Below are 20,950 nucleotides of genomic sequence, written 5' to 3' on the forward strand. Positions count from 1 at the left end.
AAAGGCCGCGATTACTTGGTGGTCTGTAACAATTCCGACAGATAAACCAGTTGTACCGATTCTTGTGCGGCCAGCGCAGGCAGTTGTGTTTGTAGAAATTCCAGAGTGGCCGGGTAGGGATGACCGATGGCGACGGCGAAACCTTGCTGCTCAGCAAGGGTAATAAGACGTTGCCACTCGAGTAAAATTGCTTCGGGGTTCGGTTCGTTGTCTAAAAACACATGGCGGCGTGCGGATGACAAACCCGCTTCAATAGCCTGGGCTTCCGCCACTGTTGCGGTGGTGGTCCGGCTATCAAGAAAGTAGAGCTGGCGCGCTGCGAGTTCCTGCATCAACCATTGCATCGGCTGTTGTTCTGCCGTTAAGCGACTGCCCTGATGATTGTTCAGACCACGCGCCTGTGGCAACCGCGAAAAGGCTGCACTTAGTGTCGCAATAAATTGCGCTTTCGTATCAAAGCGATCAAGTTCGCCCTGTTGTTGACGGTCGTGATGCTCAGGCTGCATTGGCATGTGGATCATGACTTCGTGACCATGCTCGCTGGCGCGTTCCGCCAGAGCTTCCGCTTTGGGGGTAAAGGGCATGATCGCCAGGGTTACCGGTAGCTCAAGGTCGGCAAAGGCGAAATGGTCCTGGTGATGGCCAAGGTCATCAATAACAATCGCGATGCGTGGAACCGGTTTGGGCTCTTCTACCGGCGGTACGGAGCTAGTTTCCGTATCGGCAAGAGCGGGGGATGTCATGATCAGAAAAATCATGAGAAAGGCCCCGAAACCTGCCACGCCGAGTCTGGTCATTAGCGGCACCATTGCGCCGGATTTACCGCATCGCCCTTCACCCGAATTTCAAAATAGAGTGCCGGAGATGAGCGACCTCCGCTTTGCCCGACGAGGCCAATCTCCTCTCCGCGCCTGACCACTTCGCCAACGTTAGGCAAAATCGTCTGGTTATGGCCGTACAGACTCATGTAACCATCACCGTGGTCGAGCACCAACAGTAAGCCATAACCACGCATCCAATTCGCGAAAATAACCCGGCCATCGGCAATCGCCCGTACCGGACTGTCAGCTGGTGCGTCTATCAAGATGCCTTTCCAATTGACGCCACCGCTGCGGGTGCGGCCAAACAAGTTTTGCACATTACCTTGAGCCGGCCAGTTTAACTTGCCTTTGAGCTTTGCCAGCCCATCCAACTGCGGCTCGTCGCGTAACGCCGCTATAATCGCGGCCAACACGTCTTCCAGCTCCTGTTGATCCTGCTCCAGTTGCGCCACCCGGGACTGATCCTGTTGCTGTTCCTGCTGCAGGCGACGGATCAAGTGCTGCTGTTCTTTCTGCTGTTCACGGAGCACGCCTTGTTGACGTTTCTGCTGGTTCTGTTGTGCTGCAATCTGATCCCGGGCACTAGCAAGCTCAGCGGAGACTTCGCGCAGTTGCGCCTGGGTCGCTTTGAGTTCATCAAGTTTCTGCAGGCGGGCACGGTTAAAATAGCCATAGTAGCCGTGTAAACGCTCAAAATCGGCAGGGTTTTCCTGATTTAAGATGAGCTTGATAAAGTCATGTTCCCCGATGCGATAAGCCATGTTGAGCTGCTTTGCCAACCAGCGGGCTTGTTGCTTTTGCTCGGCTTCCAGCTGGGTCTGCTCGTGTTTAAGTGCGTCAATGCGCTGGTTGGTTTGCTCGAGCTGGGCGGTCGTTGCGGCTAACTCATTGGCAACGGTGTTAATTTGCATTTCTAATTGCTGCAGCTCCCGTTCAGTTAAACTCAACTGTTTGGATCGCTGCTGCATGGCATTCTGACGGCGTTCTAGTTCGCGCGTGATGGCATCGATGCGCGCCTGGGTTTCTGCCGCTGTCTCAGGGGTTGCCTGCTGCCACGCCAAAGCCACTCCGCTAGTGAGCAGCAGCGACGTCAGTAGCAGGCTTACCAGGATGCGCATCATTCGTCGAGGGTAACTATAGGTTTGCCGGTCATCTCTTTGGGTTGTGGTAACCCCAGCAGGTGCAGCATGGTCGGGGCAACATCAGACAAAACCCCGCCATCGCGGGCTGTTGCCTGACGGCCTACATAAATGAACGGCACCAGTTCGCTGGTGTGTGCAGTATGTGACTGCCCGGTCTGATGGTCTTCCATCTGCTCTGCATTGCCATGATCAGCTGTAATTAAACACTCTCCATTGACCTTGCGCAAGGCATCAACGACCCGGCCGACGGAACGATCAACGGCCTCAATCGCTTGCACTGCAGCGTCAAAATTTCCGGTATGACCGACCATGTCACCATTGGGATAATTGCAAATGATGACATCATGCGCACCGCTTTCAATGGCTGCGACCAGCTTATCGGTGAGCTCTTCACTGCTCATCTCGGGCTGTAAGTCGTAGGTGGCAACCTGCGGCGAAGGCACAAGTACGCGGGTTTCTCCGGGAAACTCCTGCTCGCGGCCGCCACTGAAAAAGAAGGTGACATGGGCATACTTTTCCGTCTCGGAGATACGTAACTGGGTATAATCCTGCTTACCCAGCCATTCGCCCAGTACGTTATCCAGACTTTCCGGCGGAAAGGCTACTGTACTGTTGATATCTTTGGCGTATTCGGTGAGTGACACGTAGCTTGCTAACTCAGGTCGGCGCGCTGCTTTAAAGCCATCAAAGTCTTCAGTGACAAAGGCGTGGCTCAGTTGGCGTGCCCGGTCGGCGCGGAAATTCATAAAAATGACACTGTCACCATCCACCACTGGCGCGGCATCGGCAATGCGGGTCGGTTTCACGAACTCATCATTTTCGCCGCGCTCATAGGCTTGCGCTAAAGCTGCACCGGCACTGGGACTGGTGAAAGGGGCTTCACCATCAACGATGAGTTGCCAGGCTTGTTCAATGCGGTCCCAGCGTTTATCGCGATCCATGGCATAGTAACGCCCGCATAAACTGGCAAAACGGCCGACGCCAAGCTTACTGAACAGTTGTTCGAAGCGTTCAAGTGTCGGTTTTGCTGAGCGCGGTGGGGTATCGCGACCATCGAGGAAGCCATGCAGGTAAATACGTTTTGCACCGCGTTGCGCAGCAAGTTCCACCATCGCCACCAGATGATCTTCGTGGCTGTGTACGCCGCCTGGCGACAATAATCCCATAATATGGACGGCGCCATTATTCGCATTGGCTTTATCCACCGCCTGGGTCAGCGCTTCATTAGTAAAGAAGTCGCCGTCGTGAATCGCTTTACTTATCCGCGTGAAATCCTGATAGACGACCCGACCAGCGCCCAGGTTGACGTGACCGACTTCGGAATTACCCATTTGACCATCAGGCAGACCCACCGACATACCAGAGCCATCGACTAAGGTGTGCGGGTAGTTTTCCCATAAGTTGTCCATGTTGGGCGTGTGCGCCGCCGCAATCGCATTGTCGTCTGTTGCTTCACGATGGCCCCAGCCATCTAAAATTAACAGCGCCAGGGGAGTATGTGGCTTTGCCATTTCGCATCCTCAACTTGGTTGTTTGGGTTGTCATTGATTCGTCTTTAGTTTATGCGATTTTACATCGCAACGCACCCGCTGTCGGTCGAAATGCCGCCAAATTTTACTGGTATCTGGCGTTTCAGCAGGTATACTCTGGTGCTTGATTTTTTCAGCAGGAGTAGTGAGCAATCATGGATCAAATCCTAGCCTTTGCAGCTGACCACTATTTGATGAGTATCTTATGGGTGGTGTTGCTAATCGCGATCATCGTTTCTTATTTTCAGGCAGCCACCTCGAAGGTGAAAGCGCTGACGCCGCAAGAAGCAACGTTGCAGGTGAACCGTAACGATGGCGTATTTGTTGACACGCGGTCGATTGACGAATTCCGCAAGGGACACATCCATGGCGCAATCAATTTGCCTGCTGAGCGGATCCGGAAAAATGACACGGCTGCACTTGAGAAATATAAATCTGCCCCCATCGTGGTGGTATGTGCAACCGGCATGACCGCAAAATCAGTGGCACAAGAGCTGACCAAAGCGGGCTATGAAAACGTTGCCTTATTACAAGGTGGAATCTCTGCCTGGCAGGGTGCAAGTTTTCCGCTCGTTAAAAAATAATTCGTAATATCAAATAATTAATAGGAAGTATAACCATGGCTGATGAACAGCAAGTAAACGGCGCCGCTCAAGGCGACGCACAAGCACCACAAGAACAAGCCTTCGCAATTCAGCGTATCTTCACTAAAGACGTGTCTTTCGAAGCGCCAAATTCACCACAGATCTTCCGCCAGGAGTGGAAGCCGGAGTTGAATCTTGACTTGAATGTGAAAAACACCAAGCTGGAAGACAACACCTATGAAGTGGTGCTGAAAATCACTGCAACGAACAAAGTAGGTGACGACGTAGCGTTTTTGGCTGAAGTTCATCAGGCAGGTATCTTTACTGTTGCTGATTCAATCGAAGAAGCACAGCGTGCACAATTGTTGGGTGCTTTCTGCCCGAACATCCTGTTCCCGTATGCTCGCGAGTGTTTATCAAGCTTGGTTAGCCGTGCAACTTTCCCACAATTGAACCTTGCACCGGTTAATTTTGATGCTGTTTTTGCACAGCACATGCAGCAGCAACAACAGCAAGCTGCGCAGCAAGAAGCTGACGCATAAAAACGAAGTATAACGCCAACTCATGCGTGATACTCAAGTAACAGTGCTAGGTGCTGGTTCTTATGGAACCGCCCTGGCACTTTGTTTTGCGCGCAAAGGCACTCCAGTTTGCTTATGGGGTCGCGATGCGCAACAAACCTCAAAGATGGCTGAACAGCGTGAGAACAAACGCTATCTGCCAGGCATACCCCTTCCTGATGCACTGACCGTAACCAGTGATTTGGCCGAAGCCGTGACCGACGCCCGCAATATAGTGGTGGTGGTGCCCAGCGGTGGTTTTGCGCAAGTCCTTCGCGATATAAAACCGCTCATTCGCAGTGATGCGCGCGTGGCGTGGGCGACTAAAGGCTTAGAGCCTGATTCAGGTCGTTTGTTATTTGAGGTAGCGGAAGAAATCCTGGGCTCGGAACATGCATTAGCTGTGTTGTCAGGGCCTACTTTTGCCATGGAGATGGCGAAAGGTCTACCGACTGCCATTTCAATGTCGTCGACGGATCCCGAATTTGTTCATGAGTTATCAGAACTGTTGCATTGTGATCGTAGTTTCCGGGTTTACACCAATGACGACTTCATTGGCGTGCAATTAGGTGGCGTGGTGAAGAATGTCATCGCTATCGGCGCTGGCATGGCCGATGGTATCGGTTTTGGTGCCAATGCACGCACCGCACTTATTACCCGGGGCCTGGCTGAACTAACCCGGCTGGGATTAAAGCTCGGCGCTAAGCCGGAAACCTTTACTGGTATGGCGGGGCTAGGTGATTTGATCCTGACCTGTACAGACAATCAGTCGCGCAATCGCAGATTTGGTCTGGCATTAGGTGAGGGAAAAACTGTCGAACAGGCAATGCGTGATATCGGCCAGGCAATTGAAGGTTATCGCAACACCAAAGAAGTCGTGCTGCTAGCCCGTCGTAATGGCGTTGAGATGCCAATTTGCGAACAGATCTACGATGTCCTGTACGGTGACACAACGCCCCAGCAGGCGGCAATCAACCTGCTGAGCCGGGCACGAACGTCAGAGTAACTGATGGGCAATGGTCTGCCATTGCGTATCAAATTCACTCGTCGGTGCTTGTTTGAACTCCGAGCGCACAAACTGCGCAATTTTCCCGTCTGCATAAGCCATTAGCAAATTCGCCAGCACCGCTTCATCAATGCGGGTCGCAACGTTTTCGCGTAAGCGACGTTCGCGCAGCGCCTGTTTCAGATTGGCTTCAATTTTGGCAAATAAATTCTGCACCCGCGAGCGTAACCGGTCGTGTTCACCCATAAGCGCATCGCCGGTCAGAATCCGGGTGATGCCTGGGTTGCGTTCAACAAAGGTCAGCACCACGCGCAGTGTCATTTCGCATCGCACCAAAGTGTTCTTCTCAACTTCCATGACCTGATTAATGCGGGTTAAAACGGCTTCTTCGGTAAATTCGATGAGGCCCTCAAACATCCGTGCTTTCGACGGGAAATGGCGATACAGGGCGGCCTCAGAGACCCCCAGTTCGGCGGCCAGGTTCTTGGTTGTGATGCGTTGTCCGGGACTGGTTTCAAGCATCGCGGCAAGGGTGCCAAGAATTTGCTCTTTGCGATTCGGTTTCTTGCTGGTCATCGGTAATCTTCTCTCTTTATGTAGCCCGCAGTTCTACTGCGGGAGAAACTCTAACTGTTCAAAATGCCGCAGCGCTACGACTTTTAACTGGACGTAGTATCCAGGAATGAGTGAACCTGCCGTAAAATAGCCTCGGCGATTTGAGCCTTTCCGGCCCGCGCCAATTCACGTTGGCATAGCTGGCCATCTGCATCGTGCCAATATAACGTCATGGCATTGTCGTCGCTGTTAAAGCCAATGCTGGTATCACTCACATCATTTGCGGCAATTAGCGCCAGCCGCTTGCGCTTGAGCTTGTCTTCAGCGTACCCGGCGACATTTTGGGTCTCGGCTGCAAAGCCGACGCAGAGGGGCGGATTGACGCGGCTGGCTACGGTGGCCAGAATATCTGGATTACGGACCAACTGTAGCTGCATTGAATCCTGCTGTTTTTTGATTTTCTGCCCGGCAACTTCCGCGAGGCGATAATCAGCAACTGCGGCACAGCCGATAAAAACATCAGCAGTAGCAATAACGCTTTCAATTGCTGCCAGCATTTCCTGCGCACTTTCGACGTTAATAACTTTTACCCCGGCGGGCGGTGCTAATTGGGTCGGCCCACTAACTAAGGTGACCTGAGCGCCCAGACGTTTGGCCTGAGTTGCCAGTGCGTAGCCCATTTTCCCGGAGCTGTGGTTGCTTAGGTAGCGCACAGGATCAATCGGCTCGCGGGTTGGCCCAGCAGTGATCACCAGGTGCTTGCCGGTTAAGAGGCCGTTGGCGGGCGCTAACAGCTCGACCACGGCATCACGCAGCTCAATTGGCTCTGGCATGCGACCGGCGCCGACATCGCCGCAGGCTTGCGCTCCGCTCGCCGGTTCAAGGATATGAAAGCCGAGCTCTTCAAGCTGACGCAAGTTGCGTTGCACCGTGGTTGCGGACCACATTTGTTGGTTCATTGCTGGAGCCACCATGATTGGCGCAGTGGTGGCCAAACATAAGGTGCTTAGCAAATCGTCCGCAAAACCATGGGCAAGGCGGGCGAGGGTATTCGCGCTCGCTGGCGCAATCAGGATCACGTCGGCCCATTTTGCCAGCTCAATATGTCCCATCGCAGCTTCGGCTGATGGATCCAGAAGATCATCGTGTACCGCATGGCCAGAAACCGCTTGTAGCGTCAGCGGGGTAATAAAAGCATGTGCGCCTTTGGTCATAACCACGCGCACAATGGCACCTACATCACGCAGGCGGCGCACCAGATCCGGGCTTTTATAGGCGGCGATGCCGCCGCTGACTGCTACCAGAACATGGCGACCAGATAACGATGTGATAGGGGTTTCCGTCATAGTAAGTCCTCACCAATCAAGGACTCTTAGCCTAGCATGAGATGTTGTCTTTACGGAACTTTAAAGATGTAAATTCACGTGCAAGTGGCGAAGTTTTCCGCAGCGGCGAAGATTTATCCTACCCATCGTTGGTATGCTTAGCGACCCTACTGATCGATGACAGGTTCAAGGAGGAACCATGAGTACAGTCAAGTCCTGGCCGGCACACGAACGTCCGCGTGAGAAAATGACCGAAATGGGAGTGGCGGCGTTAAGTGACGCTGAGTTGCTGGCGATTCTGTTAGGCACTGGTGTGCGCGGTAAAGATGTGGTGACCTATGCCCGCGAGCTATTGCAGGCGTTCGAGGGCATCGGCGGTATGCTGGCAGCGCCGACTCAGGAGCTGCTGCAACAGCCAGGATTAGGGCCGGCACGAGTGATGCAACTGCAAGTCGTTATGGAAATTTCGCGGCGTTATTTAGCCTGGCAGTTACGCCGCGATGAAGGTTTTACTCAGCCTGCTATGGTGCGTGATTACCTGACCGCGCAATTACGCCATCAACAGCGCGAAGTGTTTGTGGTGTTGCTGCTTGATAGTCAGCATCGCTTACTCAAGTATGTCGAACTTTTTCACGGCACGATCAATGCGGCGCCGGTTTACCCACGGGAAATCATTAAGCTGGTGATGCAACATAATGCGGCTGCGGTGATCCTTGCGCATAATCACCCCTCGGGCGTGGCAGAACCGAGCAATGCTGATCAACGGGTGACGGACCGCCTGAAAAAGGCCCTGACAATGATCGACGTCGCCTTGTTGGATCACTTTGTGATTGGGAGCGGGGAGCCGGTTTCGTTTGCCGAGCGCGGGCTATTGTAGTAGAGTAGCGCGACCATCAAGACGATCAGAAAAGATCAAAAAAATGCGTCGATCACTTGATTACCGGGCCAGATTACTGTATAAAATGCGCCCTCGGAATCAAGGCAAGGCCGCGATGGGCGACAGGCGAGCTTGAAGCAATTTTTGGAGTAAAAAACGATGTCACGAGTATGTCAAGTTACAGGAAAGCGTCCGGTTAGCGGAAACAACCGTTCACACGCGCGCAACGCGACCAAGCGTCGTTTCCTGCCAAACCTACAATCTCACCGCTTCTGGGTTGAATCAGAAAAGCGTTGGGTGAAGCTGCGTATTACCACTAAAGGTATGCGTATTATTGATAAAAACGGTATCGACTCAGTGCTCGCAGATTTGCGCGCACGTGGCGAAAAAGTGTAAGGAATTAAACTATGCGCGATAAGATTCGTTTAGTGTCTTCTGCCGGTACTGGTTATTTCTACACTACCGATAAGAACAAGCGTAACATGCCAGAAAAGATGGAAATCAAGAAATTCGATCCAGTGGTTCGTAAACACGTGATGTTCAAAGAAGCTAAAATTAAGTAAGCTTCGTTCTAGTATGTTCAAAACCCGGCCAAGTGCCGGGTTTTTTGTGTCAGCGGGTCGGGTCGATGACGCCTCCGATACTGGCATTCAAACGATACCAGCCGGTGATACTGAAGCGGTCACGTAAGCCCGCAAGTACCTCATGGACAAAAACATCACTGAGAAACACCACCAGTTTTCCTGCTTCAGGTAATATCGTCTCCAATACTTCGCCTTGCTCACCATAAATGACCAGTTGCCCACCATCTTGTTCCTGCCAATCCGGGTTCAGGTAAAACACCGTAGTGAGGATGCGGTTGCTGCGACCTTTAAAGGCGTCGAGGTGCTTCCGATAGAAAGCTCCCGGCGGATAATGGGCGAGATGACATTCGTAGTCGAACAGACCCATAAACAGCTCGCGGTTCAGTTCCAGACGCAGCTGATCCATCATTTTCAGGTAGGCGCTCTCGTACGGTAATTCGGGCTGTAACCAGCGGATTTTGTCCTGCCGTACTGCGCTGTTGGTGGTATAGCTGTCAGCACGGCCAATGCCCGCCTGTTGCCATGCCTGCGCATCAAGCTGCCGGGCGTAATGGTAAAGTTCTAAGCATTGTTCGCGGGCGAGAAAGTTGGGTACAATCACATAACCTTGGGAAGCCAGCTGGTCGATAGCGATCGACTCCGTAGCAAAATCGGCAACCGTAAGAGCGGGGTCGGCGGTGATCATGAGACTAAATTTCTCCTGTAGCTTCGGCGCGAAATATAGTGGACACCCGGATTAAAAACAAGCGCTAAACACGCGAGTCAGACCTTAAGTTAACGAGAAGAGCGAGCAAATGCCAGAGTTACCAGAAGTTGAAGTCAGCCGTCTCGGGATAGCCCCCCACCTGGAAGGTGAGCAGATTGCCACAGTTGTGGTGCGCGATCGACGCCTTCGCTGGCCGATCCCAGACGCGGTTGAGCAGCTGGCGGGTGCTCGTATCAACGAAGTCGAGCGGCGGGCCAAATACCTAATTGTTCACACGGACAAAGGCTACCTGATTCTCCACCTTGGCATGTCGGGCAAGTTGCGTGTGGTACCTGCAGATAGCTTAGTGGTGAAGCACGATCATTTCGATCTGGTCCTCAGTAATGGCCAGTGTCTGCGGTTCAACGATCCGCGACGGTTCGGCTGTGTGCTGTTTTCCCGGGAACATCCGGGGATTGCCCATCCGTTGTTGGTAGAACTTGGTCCCGAACCCCTTACCGAGGCATTTACTGCAAGTTACTTGCACACCAAAGCGCAGGGCAAGCAACAAGCGGTGAAGACTTTTATTATGGACAATCATGTGGTGGTTGGGGTTGGTAACATTTATGCCAACGAGGCGCTGTTTAAAGCTGGTATTCACCCCAAACGTGCTGCTGGTCGGGTTAGTTTGGCCCGTTACCAGCGGCTGGTACCTATCATCAAGGAAACCCTCATCGCTGCGATAGCGCAGGGCGGTACGACGCTGCAGGACTTTACTCAGGCCGACGGTCAGCCCGGCTACTTTAAACAACACCTGAATGTATACGGTCGCGGCGGTAAACAGTGCATGGTGTGTAAAACCGAGCTTACTGAAATCCGCCTGGGGCAACGCAGCACCGTTTATTGCAAAAACTGTCAGCGTTAACGCAGGCTGATAAAGAACTCCCGCCAGGCCTGCATAAACGCTTCAGGATCACTAATGAAGGGAGCGTGGCTGCAGCGGGGTGCGATAAAATGTTGGCTCTCCGGCGCCAGTTCATCGACGCGGGCGACCACGCTGCTCGGCACCAGGGCATCGAGCCGGCCGTAAATGCGGTAAAACGGCATAGTGAGACGTTTCAGGTCATTGCGCAAATCCACCTGAGCGAGCATGTCGAGCCCGGCATCGAGGACCTCAACACTGGCCATCGGTTTGCTAAATAGCCATTCTTTAATTGCCTTTACGTCTTGTTTTGCATGGGGACTACCAAGTGACTGTAGCGCCAGAAAACGCTCGACGGTACGGCGGAAGTCTTTACTGAGCTGCTTGCCAAACTGACTGAGAATACTGGGTTCGATACCCGGCCAGTCTGGCTCTTGCGCCGGAAAATAGGGTGACGAGGCTACTGTGGTTAAACTCTGAACCCGCTGCGGCTCATCTAATGCGATCTGGGTCGCGACCAGACCGCCCAGCGACCAGCCAAGCAGATGGCAACGTTCCGGTAGAGCACTGCGGGTAAGTTCACAGAGTCTGGCGAAGCTAATGGGCTCGGCGACGGGCCAGGGTGATTCGCCGTAACCTGGCAAATCCACGCGGGTAAGCCGTCCGAGTGCAGCTAACTCCGCCTGAATGGGCGTCCAGATTGCACCGTTCAGCCCCCAGCCATGGAGTACGACAATATCCGCACCCTTACCACTGACGTCTGTCCAAACCTTGGCTACCATATTGATTCCTGTTACCGCTCACGGAGGAGCTTATGGTACCCCTGCAATCTTTCCTTGCCAAGCTTGGTGGAGGCTGTTGCTGGTTGTGTTTACTGCCCCTGACAAGTACTGAGCAGCAAGGTTTCTGTCGCGCCTGCTATGCTGACTTACCACGGTTGCCGCCCACTTCACTGCGCTGGCGTGGGCCAGCACAAGCAGGAAGCTACGGCCGTAACTGGTTCGCCGCCCTGGCCTGGGGAGCGGAAAGCCGGCAGTTGGTTAAGCGTTTTAAGTTTCAGCGCTGTCCGGAATTGACCAAGGTTTTGGCGCCGTTGCTGGCAGCTCAGGTCTGTGCTTGTTACCGGTCGCAGCCGCAGGCCTGGCCAGATTTAATTGTCGCCATGCCAATGAGTCGTAAGCGCTGGCGTCAGCGTGGCTACAATCAGGCGGCTCTGCTGGCACGTGAGGTGGCTGGTCTGGTACAACTACCATTCGCCGCGGGGCTCTTACGCCGGCTTCATGATGAAGGTAAACAGCACCAGCTGAGTCGGCAGCAACGCTGGCAGGCAATGTCACGCGCAGTGCATTGTACCCGTTCAGTGCAAGGGCTGACCGTAGCTATAGTGGATGATGTGTTAACAACCGGGGCTTCAGTAACAGCCGCCGCTGCAGCACTGCAACGGCGGGGAGCGAAAGCGGTCGATGTGTGGACATTGTGCTACACCGAACCGCATCGGGCGGGAGTACTTTAGTCGTTTTAGTGTGCTGCTTCTTCAGCTTCCTCAGCGGCGGCAGCTGCGTCTTTATCGTCGCTGGCGAAAGCGTCAATGGCTGGCGCCATAAAGATCGCATTGCTAAGTAGCTTGGCGCTGCCCCAGAAGAAGGCGCGGAAGTTAACGTCATCGGCGAATGCAACCACACGGCCGTCGCCTAAACGATGGGCAACGATAGCTGCCTTGTCGGCGATGACTTCGCGGTTTTCTTTCGCGGCATAACCACTAAGTAACGGCTCTTCTAAATAGCGGGCTACAGTAATGAATGGCGATTCAGGAACCGTCATGGCATTCAGACTATCTTTAAATACCGGTAACTGTTCGCGCGGGTAGCCAACCGTCAGTGGGTGGCTTAAGTCAAGATCAACGCCAAAGATTGCGCCTGCAACGCGACGTTTGCCGTAGTAGCTGTCGCGGTCATCGTAGCTGAGCGTTGAGCTGTCAAACTTCTCGTCGAACGTCTCATCTTCAACAAACTTAGCTGCCAGGATTTCGTTCTTGGAAAGCCACTTGGCGCCACCTTGTTGGCCAATGATAACACCGCCGTCACGGACCCATTCTTTCAGGCGCGAGACGCTGGTGTCGTTGAGATTACTATAGCTGCCATCAACCATGATGATGTGCGTGTAACGGCTCAAATCAACCCGGTTAACCCGATCCGTATCGATCATCGACAACGGGATACCTACGTGACGATCAAGGTAATACCAGGCTTCGCCATTTTCGTACATATTCGCGCCATCACCGACCAGCATCATGACACTTACTGGTTTGACGGGACGCAGGTTGCGACTACCCAGATCGATGCCTGATGGTGTCAAACCCGTAGTAATACTATGTACCTTAAGACCGTTACGAGCGGTAACTTCCTGCACAATTTGCTGGACTTCGGCCCAGGGCTTATCCTGGTATGCACGGGTAATAACCACGGCACCAGCATCAAACGCGTGGGTGCCATCGCTTACTTTAGCAGTAAAGTCCAGATCCGCCTGGCGGACATAAACGTCTGCTTCCAGTAACTCCTGCAACGCCCGCGGAGCGAAATAGTTGTGCCAGTCGAAACCATAAGCATAGGCATTAGCTGTTATTGCAGCTTCAGATTGCGCCGCAGCGGGAGCCTGCCAGGCAGTGTCACTATGACGAACACGCGAGTCAGTGCGGGTGAAGTTCATATTAAACGCTAAGGGTAGCGTCCAGCCTGAGACATCGTAGAAGGTATTATCACGGAAGTCCTGCCGCGTACTGAACATGGCGCGGATCAGACGATACTGCGGCTGATTTAGTGGCACGTAATAGCTGCTACCCGGCTTGAAAGTGACGTTGTTTTCTTTAACTTCACTGGTCAACGGATAAACTTGTACTTCGTGTTGTGCGAGAAGCTCAAGCAGACCCTCAAGCCGTGCTGGATCGGTCTCGTCGCCGAACAGGTAACCACGGAAGTCAGCGTCATCAGCTTCCTCTAACGCGCTATCAAAGAAACGCTGCTGGTAATCCAGCAACGCTGCTTTGTTGGCGTGTGCGCCATACATGGTAGTAAGTGATGTTGTAAACTGATTCTGGATAGTAAATGGAAACTTCACTACGCCGTTAATCGAGTCTTGCGCATGGCCACGACTTGATGCCTGTTCGAACAAAATACCAATCGCGCCTTGTACATCCGGGTAGGTGGAACCTTTACCGACGTAAAAGTCATCGAAAGCTTCTTCAGTAAAATACAGACGGCCTTGCTCATCTAATGCTGCGGCATGACCTTCAGCAAGCTTGGCAGTAAGTGTTACGTTTTCTTCCGGGGTATTCGGATTACGTCGGGTCGGAATTCCTGGCTGGAAAAAGAAGGTGCTGTCGGTACCCATTTCGTGGAAATCGGTCAGTACATTCGGCTTCCATTTTTGGAAGTTGGCAATTCGCGCGCGTGATTCAGGGTGTTGTAATAACAACCAGTCGCGGTTGAGATCAAACCAGTAATGATTGACCCGACCCCGTGGGGTGCCCTGCACGTGTTCACGGTGCTGCGGGTCAGCAACTAAATTCTGGCTGCGGTGTTGGTTCGCCCACTGCGCAAAGCGCGCAAGGCCATCAGGGTTAAGGCTGGGATCGAGCAAAATAATAGAATCACGTAATACGGCTTCAATTTTTTCGCCTTGTGCTGCTGCTAAGTAATATGCGTAGAGCAGGGCGGCGTTGCTGCCACTCGATTCATCACCGTGGATGCTATAACCCATATACAGTACCAGGGGAGCGGTTTCCGGGTCGCCTTCACGGGTTGGATCAGCTACGGCGAGGTGTTCGTCACGCAGCGCATCAATATTCTGATGGTTTTCTGGCGTTGTTACGGTGACCAAAACTAATGGGCGATCTTCGTGGGTGCGCCCGGCATACTCTAACTGGAAGCGATCACTCTTCTCAGCGAGCACTTCCATATAGCGGACCAACTGGTCATGACGTACGTGCCATTCGCCCACTTCGTAGCCCAACACTGATTCTGGCGTTGGAATACTTGGGTCGTAGGTCACATCTTGTGGGAGGTAATCTTTCAACGTAGCGCTGATGGCGCTCGTACTAAACACGAGTAGCGCAATAGCGAGTAACTTTAGATAACGCATAACAACTTCCTAAGCCAATGAAACATCAGTTTAAGCTAGCAAAATAACCGGCTAACCCCAAGCTGCTTACTATGCAATGACCGATTTTTGCGATAAGATATACCCTACTAAATTACTCAAGTATAGCAGTGAGGTGGTAAACCCATGATTCGTATTACAGAAAGCGCTCAGGCGCATTTTCGCAAATTGCTTGCCGAGCAGCCGGATAACACCAATATCCGTGTGTTTGTGGTGAACCCGGGTACCCCGAGTGCAGAGTGTGGCGTGTCGTACTGTCCGCCTGATTCAGTCGAACCGGATGATGAAACCTTGCCTTTTTCTGGCTTCGATGCGGTGGTAGATTCTGGTAGCGCACCGTTTTTGCAAGATGCTGTCATCGACTTTGAAGAGCAGGAGCTGGGCTCACAGCTCACGCTAAAAGCTCCGAATGCGAAAGCACGTAAGGTTGCAGATGATGCGCCGTTAATTGAACGTGTCGAATACATGATTCAGGCCGAAATCAATCCACAACTGGCTAGCCACGGCGGCAATGTTGCGATTAATCAAATTACCGACGATGGTATTGCCATTTTACAATTCGGTGGCGGTTGCAATGGTTGCAGTATGGTTGATGTGACACTGAAGGAAGGCATTGAAAAAGAACTTCTGCAGCGTTTCCCTGATGAGCTCAAGGGCGTAAAAGATGCGACTGAACATCAGGCAGGCGAGCATTCGTACTACTAGGAAGTGGTGCTAATCCGGAAGGAGTGATCCCAAACATTTTGTTCCAGCGTAATGGTATTTGCGTATATCACAACGAGGAACAAACCATGAATGGGATCACTAAGTACAGTATACCTGCTCTCGCAGTGCTAATGCTAGCCGCGTGTGGCAGTGACAGTAACGAACCGGCTCCAATTGTCGAGCCACCTCCACCACCCCCTCCTGCTTCGACTTACGTGCGTGTGCATCACAGTGTTGCTGATGCACCCGACGTAAACGTATTGCTTGATGGCGATATAGCTCTTGAAGCCGTTCCGTTTGGCGCATCGTCAGGTGTGATTGAGCTTGAAGAGGCAACCTACAGTGTTCAGGTTGACGGAATTCTTGCTGACGAATCGACCGCGACGGTCATAGGCCCTGCTGATGTAGAGTTATCCGGAGACATGCGGTACGAGATCTTTGCCGTTGGTAAAGTGGGGGACGAGAGCATCGCACCGCTCATTTTTGCGAACGATTTCTCTGCAGTAACCGAAGGTAACGTCCGTGTAGAAGTAGTGCATGCAGCACCTGATGCACCTCCTGTTGATGTCTATGTAACCGCTCCCGATGCCGAACTGAGTGCGGAATCTGCCCTGACCACACTGTCGTTTACCGATAATTCCGGTCAGGTTGAAGTGCCGGCTGGAGACTATCAGGTGCGTATCACCTTAGCTGGTGAACCCGCGACTGTAGTCTACGATAGCGGTACGTTGACGCTGGCCGATGGCGCTGATTTAGTTGTCGCTGCGGTGACCAATACCATGACGGGTGCTGCACCGGTCATGTTGCAGGTCGCTGATGGCGAAGGTGCTGTACTGGTGCCAGATGTGAACGCGGGAGCTGACATTCGCGTCATTCACGCCAGTGCCGATGCTCCTGCCGTCGATGTCACGGTCAATAACGCTGCCGAGCCAGCCATTCAGGATCTGGCATTTTTACAAGCGACCGACTTTATTAACCTACCTGCCGCAGACTATTTAATTGATGTCGCCGCTGCAGGTGGCACGCCGGTGGTTCTCGACGATGTGCCCTTGTCGTTAGCAACCAGTGACCAGCTTAGTATTTATGCGGTCGGCGCACTGGGTGATGGCTCATTGACTTTGGCCGCAGTCAGCGACATGCAACGGAGGATCGCGACAGAAGCACAGATCCAGTTAGTCCATGCTTCACCGAGTGCCGGTAACGTCGATATTTATGTCACCGCCAGCGAAGACCTCTCAGGTGCGACACCGGCGTTTGCTGATGTTCCATTTAATGCAGAGGGGCTGGTTTCGACCGGCTATGTGTCGCTGCCACCAGGTGATTATGTGGTAACTGTGACTGCGACGGGCACCACCACGGCAGCAATTGGTCCAGTGAATCTAAGCCTTGAGGGCGGTGGCATTTACACTGCGGCGGCAGTTGATGCGACCGGTGGTGGCTTGCCGCCACAGCTGATTCTGCTGGATGATCTTGCTCCTGCTATGTAGTTTCCGCGGCAAAAGGTTTAGCCCAATAGCGTAAGTACAGCCATTGGCTAACACCGCGAGCAAGTAGGAACGCACTCAATGCCAACCACAGTCCGTGGTTGGCATTTTCATTACTGAACCACACCACGGCGAGTTGCCAAAGCGGTACAAACACCAGCAGGGCGCTCACTGCCATAGTGTCGCGCATGGCACGGGTGTAACCCAGACCAATAAACACGCCATCAAAATAGTAGCTCCAGTGGCCCAGCAAAGGTAAAACGTAAATCCACGGCAGGTAGTTCTGCGCGGTGCTAATCACTGCTGGCAGATCGGTCAGTAAGCGCACCACCGCGTCTCCGGCAAGCCAGAACAGCAGGCTGTAGGCCAGCGAAAAAATTATTGACCACAGTAGCGTTAAGCGCAGCCAGTACTGGACCTCATCCCGTCGCTTGCGGCCAACAGCAGCGCCGGCAAGCGCCTCGACCGCATAAGCGATACCGTCAAGCCCGAGTGAAATCAGCATCAGAAACTGCATTAGTACCGCATTGACTGCGACGTAAATGTCGCCAAACCGTGCTGCGTAGCCGGTCATTGTCGCCATACAAAGTTGCAGTAGTAACGAACGCAGAAAGACATCGCGGTTCATGCCGAAAAAGCGCGAGAAATAGCGGCGCTGCAGTTCCCAGGAGCGACGCAGATGGAGCACATTGCGAATCAGATACAGCCCCAGTACGGCAGTGCTCACCTCAGCGGTTACCGAGGCCCACGCAGCCCCGGCCACGTTCATATCCAGGCCGATGATCAGGATGATGTCGGCGATAACATTCACAGCGTTGGTGAAAATCACCAGCACCATGGCGCGCCGACTTTGCTGGCGTCCTAATAACACGCCCAGTACAACCAGATTGACAAGCGCTGCCGGCGCCGCCCACATACGAATCTCTATGTATGAAGTTGCATAGGTTTGCAGGTCTGTACTTGGTGTAATCAGCCACCATGCCAGGTCGAGCAGGAATGGCGTCATTAAGAAGAGAATTATGCCCAGCACCACCGCAAAAGTGAGTGCATGTAAACTGACTTGCCGTTGCTCCTCGGGGGCTTCGCGTCCGAACGCACGGGCAATTTCACCGGTGGTGGTCATCCTCAGAAAAATCGCCAGCAAGAAAATAAAACTTACAACCATTGCTCCCAGCGCCACCGCACTCAGGTAGATTGCATCGGGCAGATGGCCTATTATGGCGGTATCAACAAGACCTAGCAGTGGCGCAGCGATATTAGAAATAATCATCGGCAGAGCAATCGCAAAAATTTTCCGATGCGCTGGCCACGACCCCCAAAAACTTTGGAGATCAAGAATGCGTTGTTTGCTTTTAGGCGTGATTTGGCTCATGTGTTTCCCTTTCAGCCCCTCCGAGGGCCATGCTGCTCAGCATGGTGTGGTGATACTGCAATACCATCATGTCGGAGATGATACACCGCGGGTGACCTCAGTGACAGCCGATGAACTGGAAGCTCATTTTCAGTTCTTAGCAGATAACGGCTTCAAGGTGGTGTCTTTGGCTGAGGCTAAGCAACTGCTGGCAAGTTCTGAGCCGGTGCCAGACAAATTGGTGGCGATCACGTTTGATGATGGCTGGCGCAACGTCTATGACAATGGTCGGGACATTTTTAAAGATTTTGGTTTTCCTTTCACCATATTTGTAAACCCGAAGCTAATGGAAGAGACGCCGCGGCTCTATATGGACTGGGAGCAATTGGCAGAGTTGGAAAACTATGGTGCGACCATCGCGAACCATTCCAACAGTCACGCGCACATGACCTGGCGCGAGCATGGGGAGACCAAGCAAGAATGGCTCGAGCGTCAAAAGTTCGATATTTTAAATGCCCAACAGCGGCTGGATAAAGCCCTAACCGGCGAGCAACCCAGACAGTTTGCTTACCCTTATGGCGAATACAACGCACAACTATCAGAATTGTTGGCAGAACATGATTTCATTGCTTTTGGCCAGCATTCAGGGCCATGGGGACCGGACACTCCACTGACGGAGATACCACGGTTCCCGGCCTCAGCCCAGTATGCGGATCTGGCTACTTTGGTCACAAAATTATTAAGCTTACCACTGCCTGCTACCACTACGGCGCCGGTTGGAATGGTAATTGCCCACGAAAGCGAGACCGTTGAAGTTGAAATTGAGGTGCGCAACACAGGTGACTTTTCAATTACCGGGCTGAATTGTTTTTATCAGGGCGATCGGCTGACGCCTGAGTGGCGCAAGCTTGACGCGACCGACGATGGTGAGCACTGGCAAGTTAATCTGGAACTACAACAGCCACCCATAGGTCGTTCACGGGTCAACTGCACGGTACCGAGTCAGTCGGCGAAGGGTCGCTTTTATTGGTATTCAGTGCCGTTAGTGCGCCCCAATGAGCAGGGGCGCTGGCCGGATTAATCGTGGTACTGCTGGGTAATAAGCTGGAAATCTTCGAGCATTTGCTGCATATCGACGGTTGGCAGTTTGCCGGGCGTCTGACTTGATTTGAAAATAGCATGACGCTCACCTTGCGGATTCACCAGCACTATCGCTGAACTGTGGTTCACGAGATAGTCGACTTCGCCCTCATCGGGGATTGAATACATCAGACCTAAGCCGTTTACAAACGGGTACAGGTCTTTGTGTTCAGCCCGGACACCCATGAATTCCGTACCAAAATAGGTGGTGTAATCTGCCAGCCGTTGGAGAGTATCACGTTGCGGGTCAACGCTAATCATCCAAACTTTAACCGGCCGGTCGGCGACGGACGCCAGTTGCGGCAGTATCTTCTTGAAATCTGCCATAGTCGTAGGACAAATATCGGGACACGACGTGTAGCCGGTAAAGAGGAAGGTCCACTGCCCGGTTAAATCGGCATTCGTCACCGGCCCGCCATTGTGTGCCTCTAGAATAAAGGGTTCCATTTGCCGCGGCGGATTGTACACCAGAGCTTGCGGCTTAGGCTGCGGTAAACTGTTAAAGATCACCACACCAGCAACTACGGCTATTATAGCGACGACACTGAATATTAATTTCTGCATAGTTTTCTGGAACCTCGCATCCTTGTTTTCCTGCTCTAACTTAAAGCACTTAAAGCGCTGGTGTTACAACATAATGATCTACTAACAATAGCACAAACAATGCCATCAGTTGCCAGATCGAAAAGCTGAACATCCGGTAAGCGGTATGCTTCGTGGCCGCAAATTTGAGTTTCCAGGCGTAGCCTAAAAACCAAATGCTCAAGATGCTTGAACCGACCAGATAAATAACCCCTGACATACCAACAATATAAGGAAGCAGGCAAATAATCGCGAGCAAAATCGTGTACAGCAAAATACAGGTTTTGGTGAACTCAATGCCGTGGGTCACCGGCAACATGGGTATGTTGGCTTTGGCGTAATCTTTCGCGCGGTGTACCGCCAGCGCCCAAAAATGTGGTGGCGTCCAGGTGAAAACAATCATCACCAACAAAATCGCATGAGGGTGGATCTCGTTGGTAACAGCGGTCCAACCGAGCAGCGGCGGAGCAGCTCCGGCGAGGCCACCAATGACAATATTCTGTGGCGTCGCACGCTTCAGATACATGGTGTAAACGATGGCATAACCAACCAGACTGGCTAGCGTAAGCCAGGCGGTGAGCATATTGACCCATAGTGCCAGCACGGCAAAACCGAGCGCTCCAACGATAGTTGCGAAGGTCAGAACATGCCGCGGCGACAGTACGCCCGAAGGTAACGGACGACGCAGCGTGCGTGCCATCTGAGCATCGATGTGACGGTCAACCAGGTGATTGACCGCAGCAGCCGACCCAGACATCAGACCAATACCGATCATAGCCGGTATCACCACGTGCCAGCCGACCCAGGTTGGACTCGCCAAACAGATGCCGACGAGTGCAGTAAGCAAAAGTAGCAATACCACGCGTGGCTTGGTCAGTTCCAGATAGTCACGCCAATGGGCATGCCTTTTGTAGGTTATCTCTGTCATACAACTTACTTCCTT

The 20,950-nt window shown here is 52.8% G+C and carries 22 protein-coding genes; 11 read left to right on the forward strand and 11 right to left on the reverse strand.

What is annotated here, in order from left to right; genetic code table 11:
• Positions 1 to 11: 11 nt before the first annotated feature.
• The 3 genes from CWI69_RS07460 to gpmI are packed head-to-tail and all read right to left on the reverse strand — an operon-like array spanning position 12 to position 3,474.
• Complete coding sequence (locus CWI69_RS07460) at positions 12 to 797, reverse strand: divergent polysaccharide deacetylase family protein (protein ID WP_126763388.1); 786 nt, start codon at positions 795 to 797, stop codon at positions 12 to 14.
• Entirely contained in the window at positions 797 to 1,942 is a 1,146-nt protein-coding gene (locus tag CWI69_RS07465) for a murein hydrolase activator EnvC family protein (RefSeq protein WP_126763390.1), read from the reverse strand. The genes CWI69_RS07460 and CWI69_RS07465 overlap by 1 nt, the downstream gene beginning before the upstream one ends.
• Positions 1,939 to 3,474: a 2,3-bisphosphoglycerate-independent phosphoglycerate mutase gene (gene gpmI, locus CWI69_RS07470; RefSeq protein WP_126763392.1), complete on the reverse strand. Its 1,536-nt coding sequence runs from the start codon at positions 3,472 to 3,474 to the stop codon at positions 1,939 to 1,941. The genes CWI69_RS07465 and gpmI overlap by 4 nt, the downstream gene beginning before the upstream one ends.
• 173 nt (positions 3,475 to 3,647) lie before the next feature.
• On the opposite strand from gpmI, the gene CWI69_RS07475 reads away from it, so the two are divergent.
• The 3 genes from CWI69_RS07475 to gpsA are packed head-to-tail and all read left to right on the forward strand — an operon-like array spanning position 3,648 to position 5,642.
• Positions 3,648 to 4,076, forward strand: a complete 429-nt coding sequence (locus CWI69_RS07475) for a rhodanese-like domain-containing protein (RefSeq protein WP_126763393.1) — start codon at positions 3,648 to 3,650, stop codon at positions 4,074 to 4,076.
• Between the two features lie 35 nt (positions 4,077 to 4,111).
• Positions 4,112 to 4,618, forward strand: coding sequence for a protein-export chaperone SecB (secB, locus tag CWI69_RS07480; RefSeq protein WP_126763395.1), 507 nt, complete (start codon positions 4,112 to 4,114; stop codon positions 4,616 to 4,618).
• Between the two features lie 22 nt (positions 4,619 to 4,640).
• Positions 4,641 to 5,642: an NAD(P)H-dependent glycerol-3-phosphate dehydrogenase gene (gene gpsA / locus CWI69_RS07485; protein WP_126763397.1), complete on the forward strand. Its 1,002-nt coding sequence runs from the start codon at positions 4,641 to 4,643 to the stop codon at positions 5,640 to 5,642.
• Here gpsA and slmA read toward each other — a convergent pair.
• Both slmA and coaBC read right to left on the reverse strand, forming a co-directional pair.
• The gene (gene slmA / locus CWI69_RS07490) at positions 5,634 to 6,218 is read right to left on the reverse strand and encodes a nucleoid occlusion factor SlmA (RefSeq protein WP_126763399.1); all 585 of its coding nucleotides are present in this window, start codon (positions 6,216 to 6,218) and stop codon (positions 5,634 to 5,636) included. The genes gpsA and slmA overlap by 9 nt on opposite strands.
• Positions 6,219 to 6,301: 83 nt before the next feature.
• Positions 6,302 to 7,543 carry a bifunctional phosphopantothenoylcysteine decarboxylase/phosphopantothenate--cysteine ligase CoaBC gene (gene coaBC / locus CWI69_RS07495; RefSeq protein ID WP_126763401.1) on the reverse strand — a complete coding sequence of 414 codons (1,242 nt, stop codon included), beginning with the start codon at positions 7,541 to 7,543 and terminating at the stop codon, positions 6,302 to 6,304.
• 178 nt (positions 7,544 to 7,721) lie between these two features.
• Here coaBC and radC point away from each other — a divergent pair, with 178 nt between their 5' ends.
• From radC to rpmG, 3 genes are all read left to right on the forward strand, one after another.
• Positions 7,722 to 8,399, forward strand: a complete 678-nt coding sequence (gene radC, locus CWI69_RS07500) for a RadC family protein (protein ID WP_126763403.1) — start codon at positions 7,722 to 7,724, stop codon at positions 8,397 to 8,399.
• 159 nt (positions 8,400 to 8,558) lie between these two features.
• Positions 8,559 to 8,795, forward strand: a complete 237-nt coding sequence (rpmB, locus tag CWI69_RS07505; RefSeq protein ID WP_126763405.1) for a 50S ribosomal protein L28 — start codon at positions 8,559 to 8,561, stop codon at positions 8,793 to 8,795.
• An 11-nt stretch (positions 8,796 to 8,806) separates the two neighbouring features.
• The gene (gene rpmG, locus CWI69_RS07510) at positions 8,807 to 8,962 is read left to right on the forward strand and encodes a 50S ribosomal protein L33 (protein ID WP_126763407.1); all 156 of its coding nucleotides are present in this window, start codon (positions 8,807 to 8,809) and stop codon (positions 8,960 to 8,962) included.
• A gap of 49 nt (positions 8,963 to 9,011) precedes the next feature.
• Here rpmG and CWI69_RS07515 read toward each other — a convergent pair whose 3' ends face one another.
• Complete coding sequence (locus CWI69_RS07515; protein WP_126763409.1) at positions 9,012 to 9,668, reverse strand: 2OG-Fe(II) oxygenase; 657 nt, start codon at positions 9,666 to 9,668, stop codon at positions 9,012 to 9,014.
• Positions 9,669 to 9,777: 109 nt separating this feature from the next.
• On the opposite strand from CWI69_RS07515, the gene mutM reads away from it, so the two are divergent.
• Entirely contained in the window at positions 9,778 to 10,593 is an 816-nt protein-coding gene (gene mutM / locus CWI69_RS07520) for a bifunctional DNA-formamidopyrimidine glycosylase/DNA-(apurinic or apyrimidinic site) lyase (RefSeq protein WP_126763411.1), read from the forward strand.
• Here the strand turns inward: mutM and bioH are convergent.
• Complete coding sequence (gene bioH, locus CWI69_RS07525) at positions 10,590 to 11,372, reverse strand: pimeloyl-ACP methyl ester esterase BioH (protein WP_126763412.1); 783 nt, start codon at positions 11,370 to 11,372, stop codon at positions 10,590 to 10,592. The two genes, mutM and bioH, sit on opposite strands and share 4 nt — an antisense overlap.
• A gap of 32 nt (positions 11,373 to 11,404) precedes the next feature.
• Between bioH and CWI69_RS07530 the strand changes: the two genes are divergently transcribed.
• Positions 11,405 to 12,103 (forward strand): ComF family protein, encoded by a 699-nt coding sequence (locus tag CWI69_RS07530; RefSeq protein ID WP_126763413.1) that lies wholly within the window; start codon positions 11,405 to 11,407, stop codon positions 12,101 to 12,103.
• Positions 12,104 to 12,108: 5 nt separating this feature from the next.
• Here the strand turns inward: CWI69_RS07530 and CWI69_RS07535 are convergent, their stop codons facing one another.
• A complete protein-coding gene (locus tag CWI69_RS07535) occupies positions 12,109 to 14,727 on the reverse strand; it encodes a M14 family zinc carboxypeptidase (RefSeq protein ID WP_126763414.1) in 2,619 nt (872 codons plus the stop codon).
• Positions 14,728 to 14,871: 144 nt separating this feature from the next.
• On the opposite strand from CWI69_RS07535, the gene nfuA reads away from it, so the two are divergent.
• Both nfuA and CWI69_RS07545 read left to right on the forward strand, forming a co-directional pair.
• Complete coding sequence (nfuA, locus tag CWI69_RS07540) at positions 14,872 to 15,450, forward strand: Fe-S biogenesis protein NfuA (protein ID WP_126763416.1); 579 nt, start codon at positions 14,872 to 14,874, stop codon at positions 15,448 to 15,450.
• Between the two features lie 86 nt (positions 15,451 to 15,536).
• Positions 15,537 to 16,937 (forward strand): DUF4397 domain-containing protein, encoded by a 1,401-nt coding sequence (locus CWI69_RS07545; protein ID WP_126763418.1) that lies wholly within the window; start codon positions 15,537 to 15,539, stop codon positions 16,935 to 16,937.
• Here CWI69_RS07545 and CWI69_RS07550 read toward each other — a convergent pair.
• Positions 16,930 to 18,306: an MATE family efflux transporter gene (locus CWI69_RS07550; protein WP_126763420.1), complete on the reverse strand. Its 1,377-nt coding sequence runs from the start codon at positions 18,304 to 18,306 to the stop codon at positions 16,930 to 16,932. The genes CWI69_RS07545 and CWI69_RS07550 overlap by 8 nt on opposite strands.
• Here CWI69_RS07550 and CWI69_RS07555 point away from each other — a divergent pair.
• Positions 18,272 to 19,366 carry a polysaccharide deacetylase family protein gene (locus CWI69_RS07555; RefSeq protein WP_157984254.1) on the forward strand — a complete coding sequence of 365 codons (1,095 nt, stop codon included), beginning with the start codon at positions 18,272 to 18,274 and terminating at the stop codon, positions 19,364 to 19,366. The two genes, CWI69_RS07550 and CWI69_RS07555, sit on opposite strands and share 35 nt — an antisense overlap.
• Here the strand turns inward: CWI69_RS07555 and CWI69_RS07560 are convergent.
• Together CWI69_RS07560 and cyoE are read right to left on the reverse strand one after the other, a co-directional pair.
• Positions 19,363 to 19,989 carry an SCO family protein gene (locus tag CWI69_RS07560; RefSeq protein ID WP_126763424.1) on the reverse strand — a complete coding sequence of 209 codons (627 nt, stop codon included), beginning with the start codon at positions 19,987 to 19,989 and terminating at the stop codon, positions 19,363 to 19,365. The genes CWI69_RS07555 and CWI69_RS07560 overlap by 4 nt on opposite strands.
• 49 nt (positions 19,990 to 20,038) lie before the next feature.
• Positions 20,039 to 20,935, reverse strand: a complete 897-nt coding sequence (gene cyoE / locus CWI69_RS07565) for a heme o synthase (protein WP_126763426.1) — start codon at positions 20,933 to 20,935, stop codon at positions 20,039 to 20,041.
• Between the last annotated feature and the right edge of the window lie 15 nt (positions 20,936 to 20,950).

It is taken from the genome of Pseudidiomarina halophila, from assembly GCF_003987215.1.
Taxonomy (GTDB): domain Bacteria; phylum Pseudomonadota; class Gammaproteobacteria; order Enterobacterales; family Alteromonadaceae; genus Pseudidiomarina; species Pseudidiomarina halophila.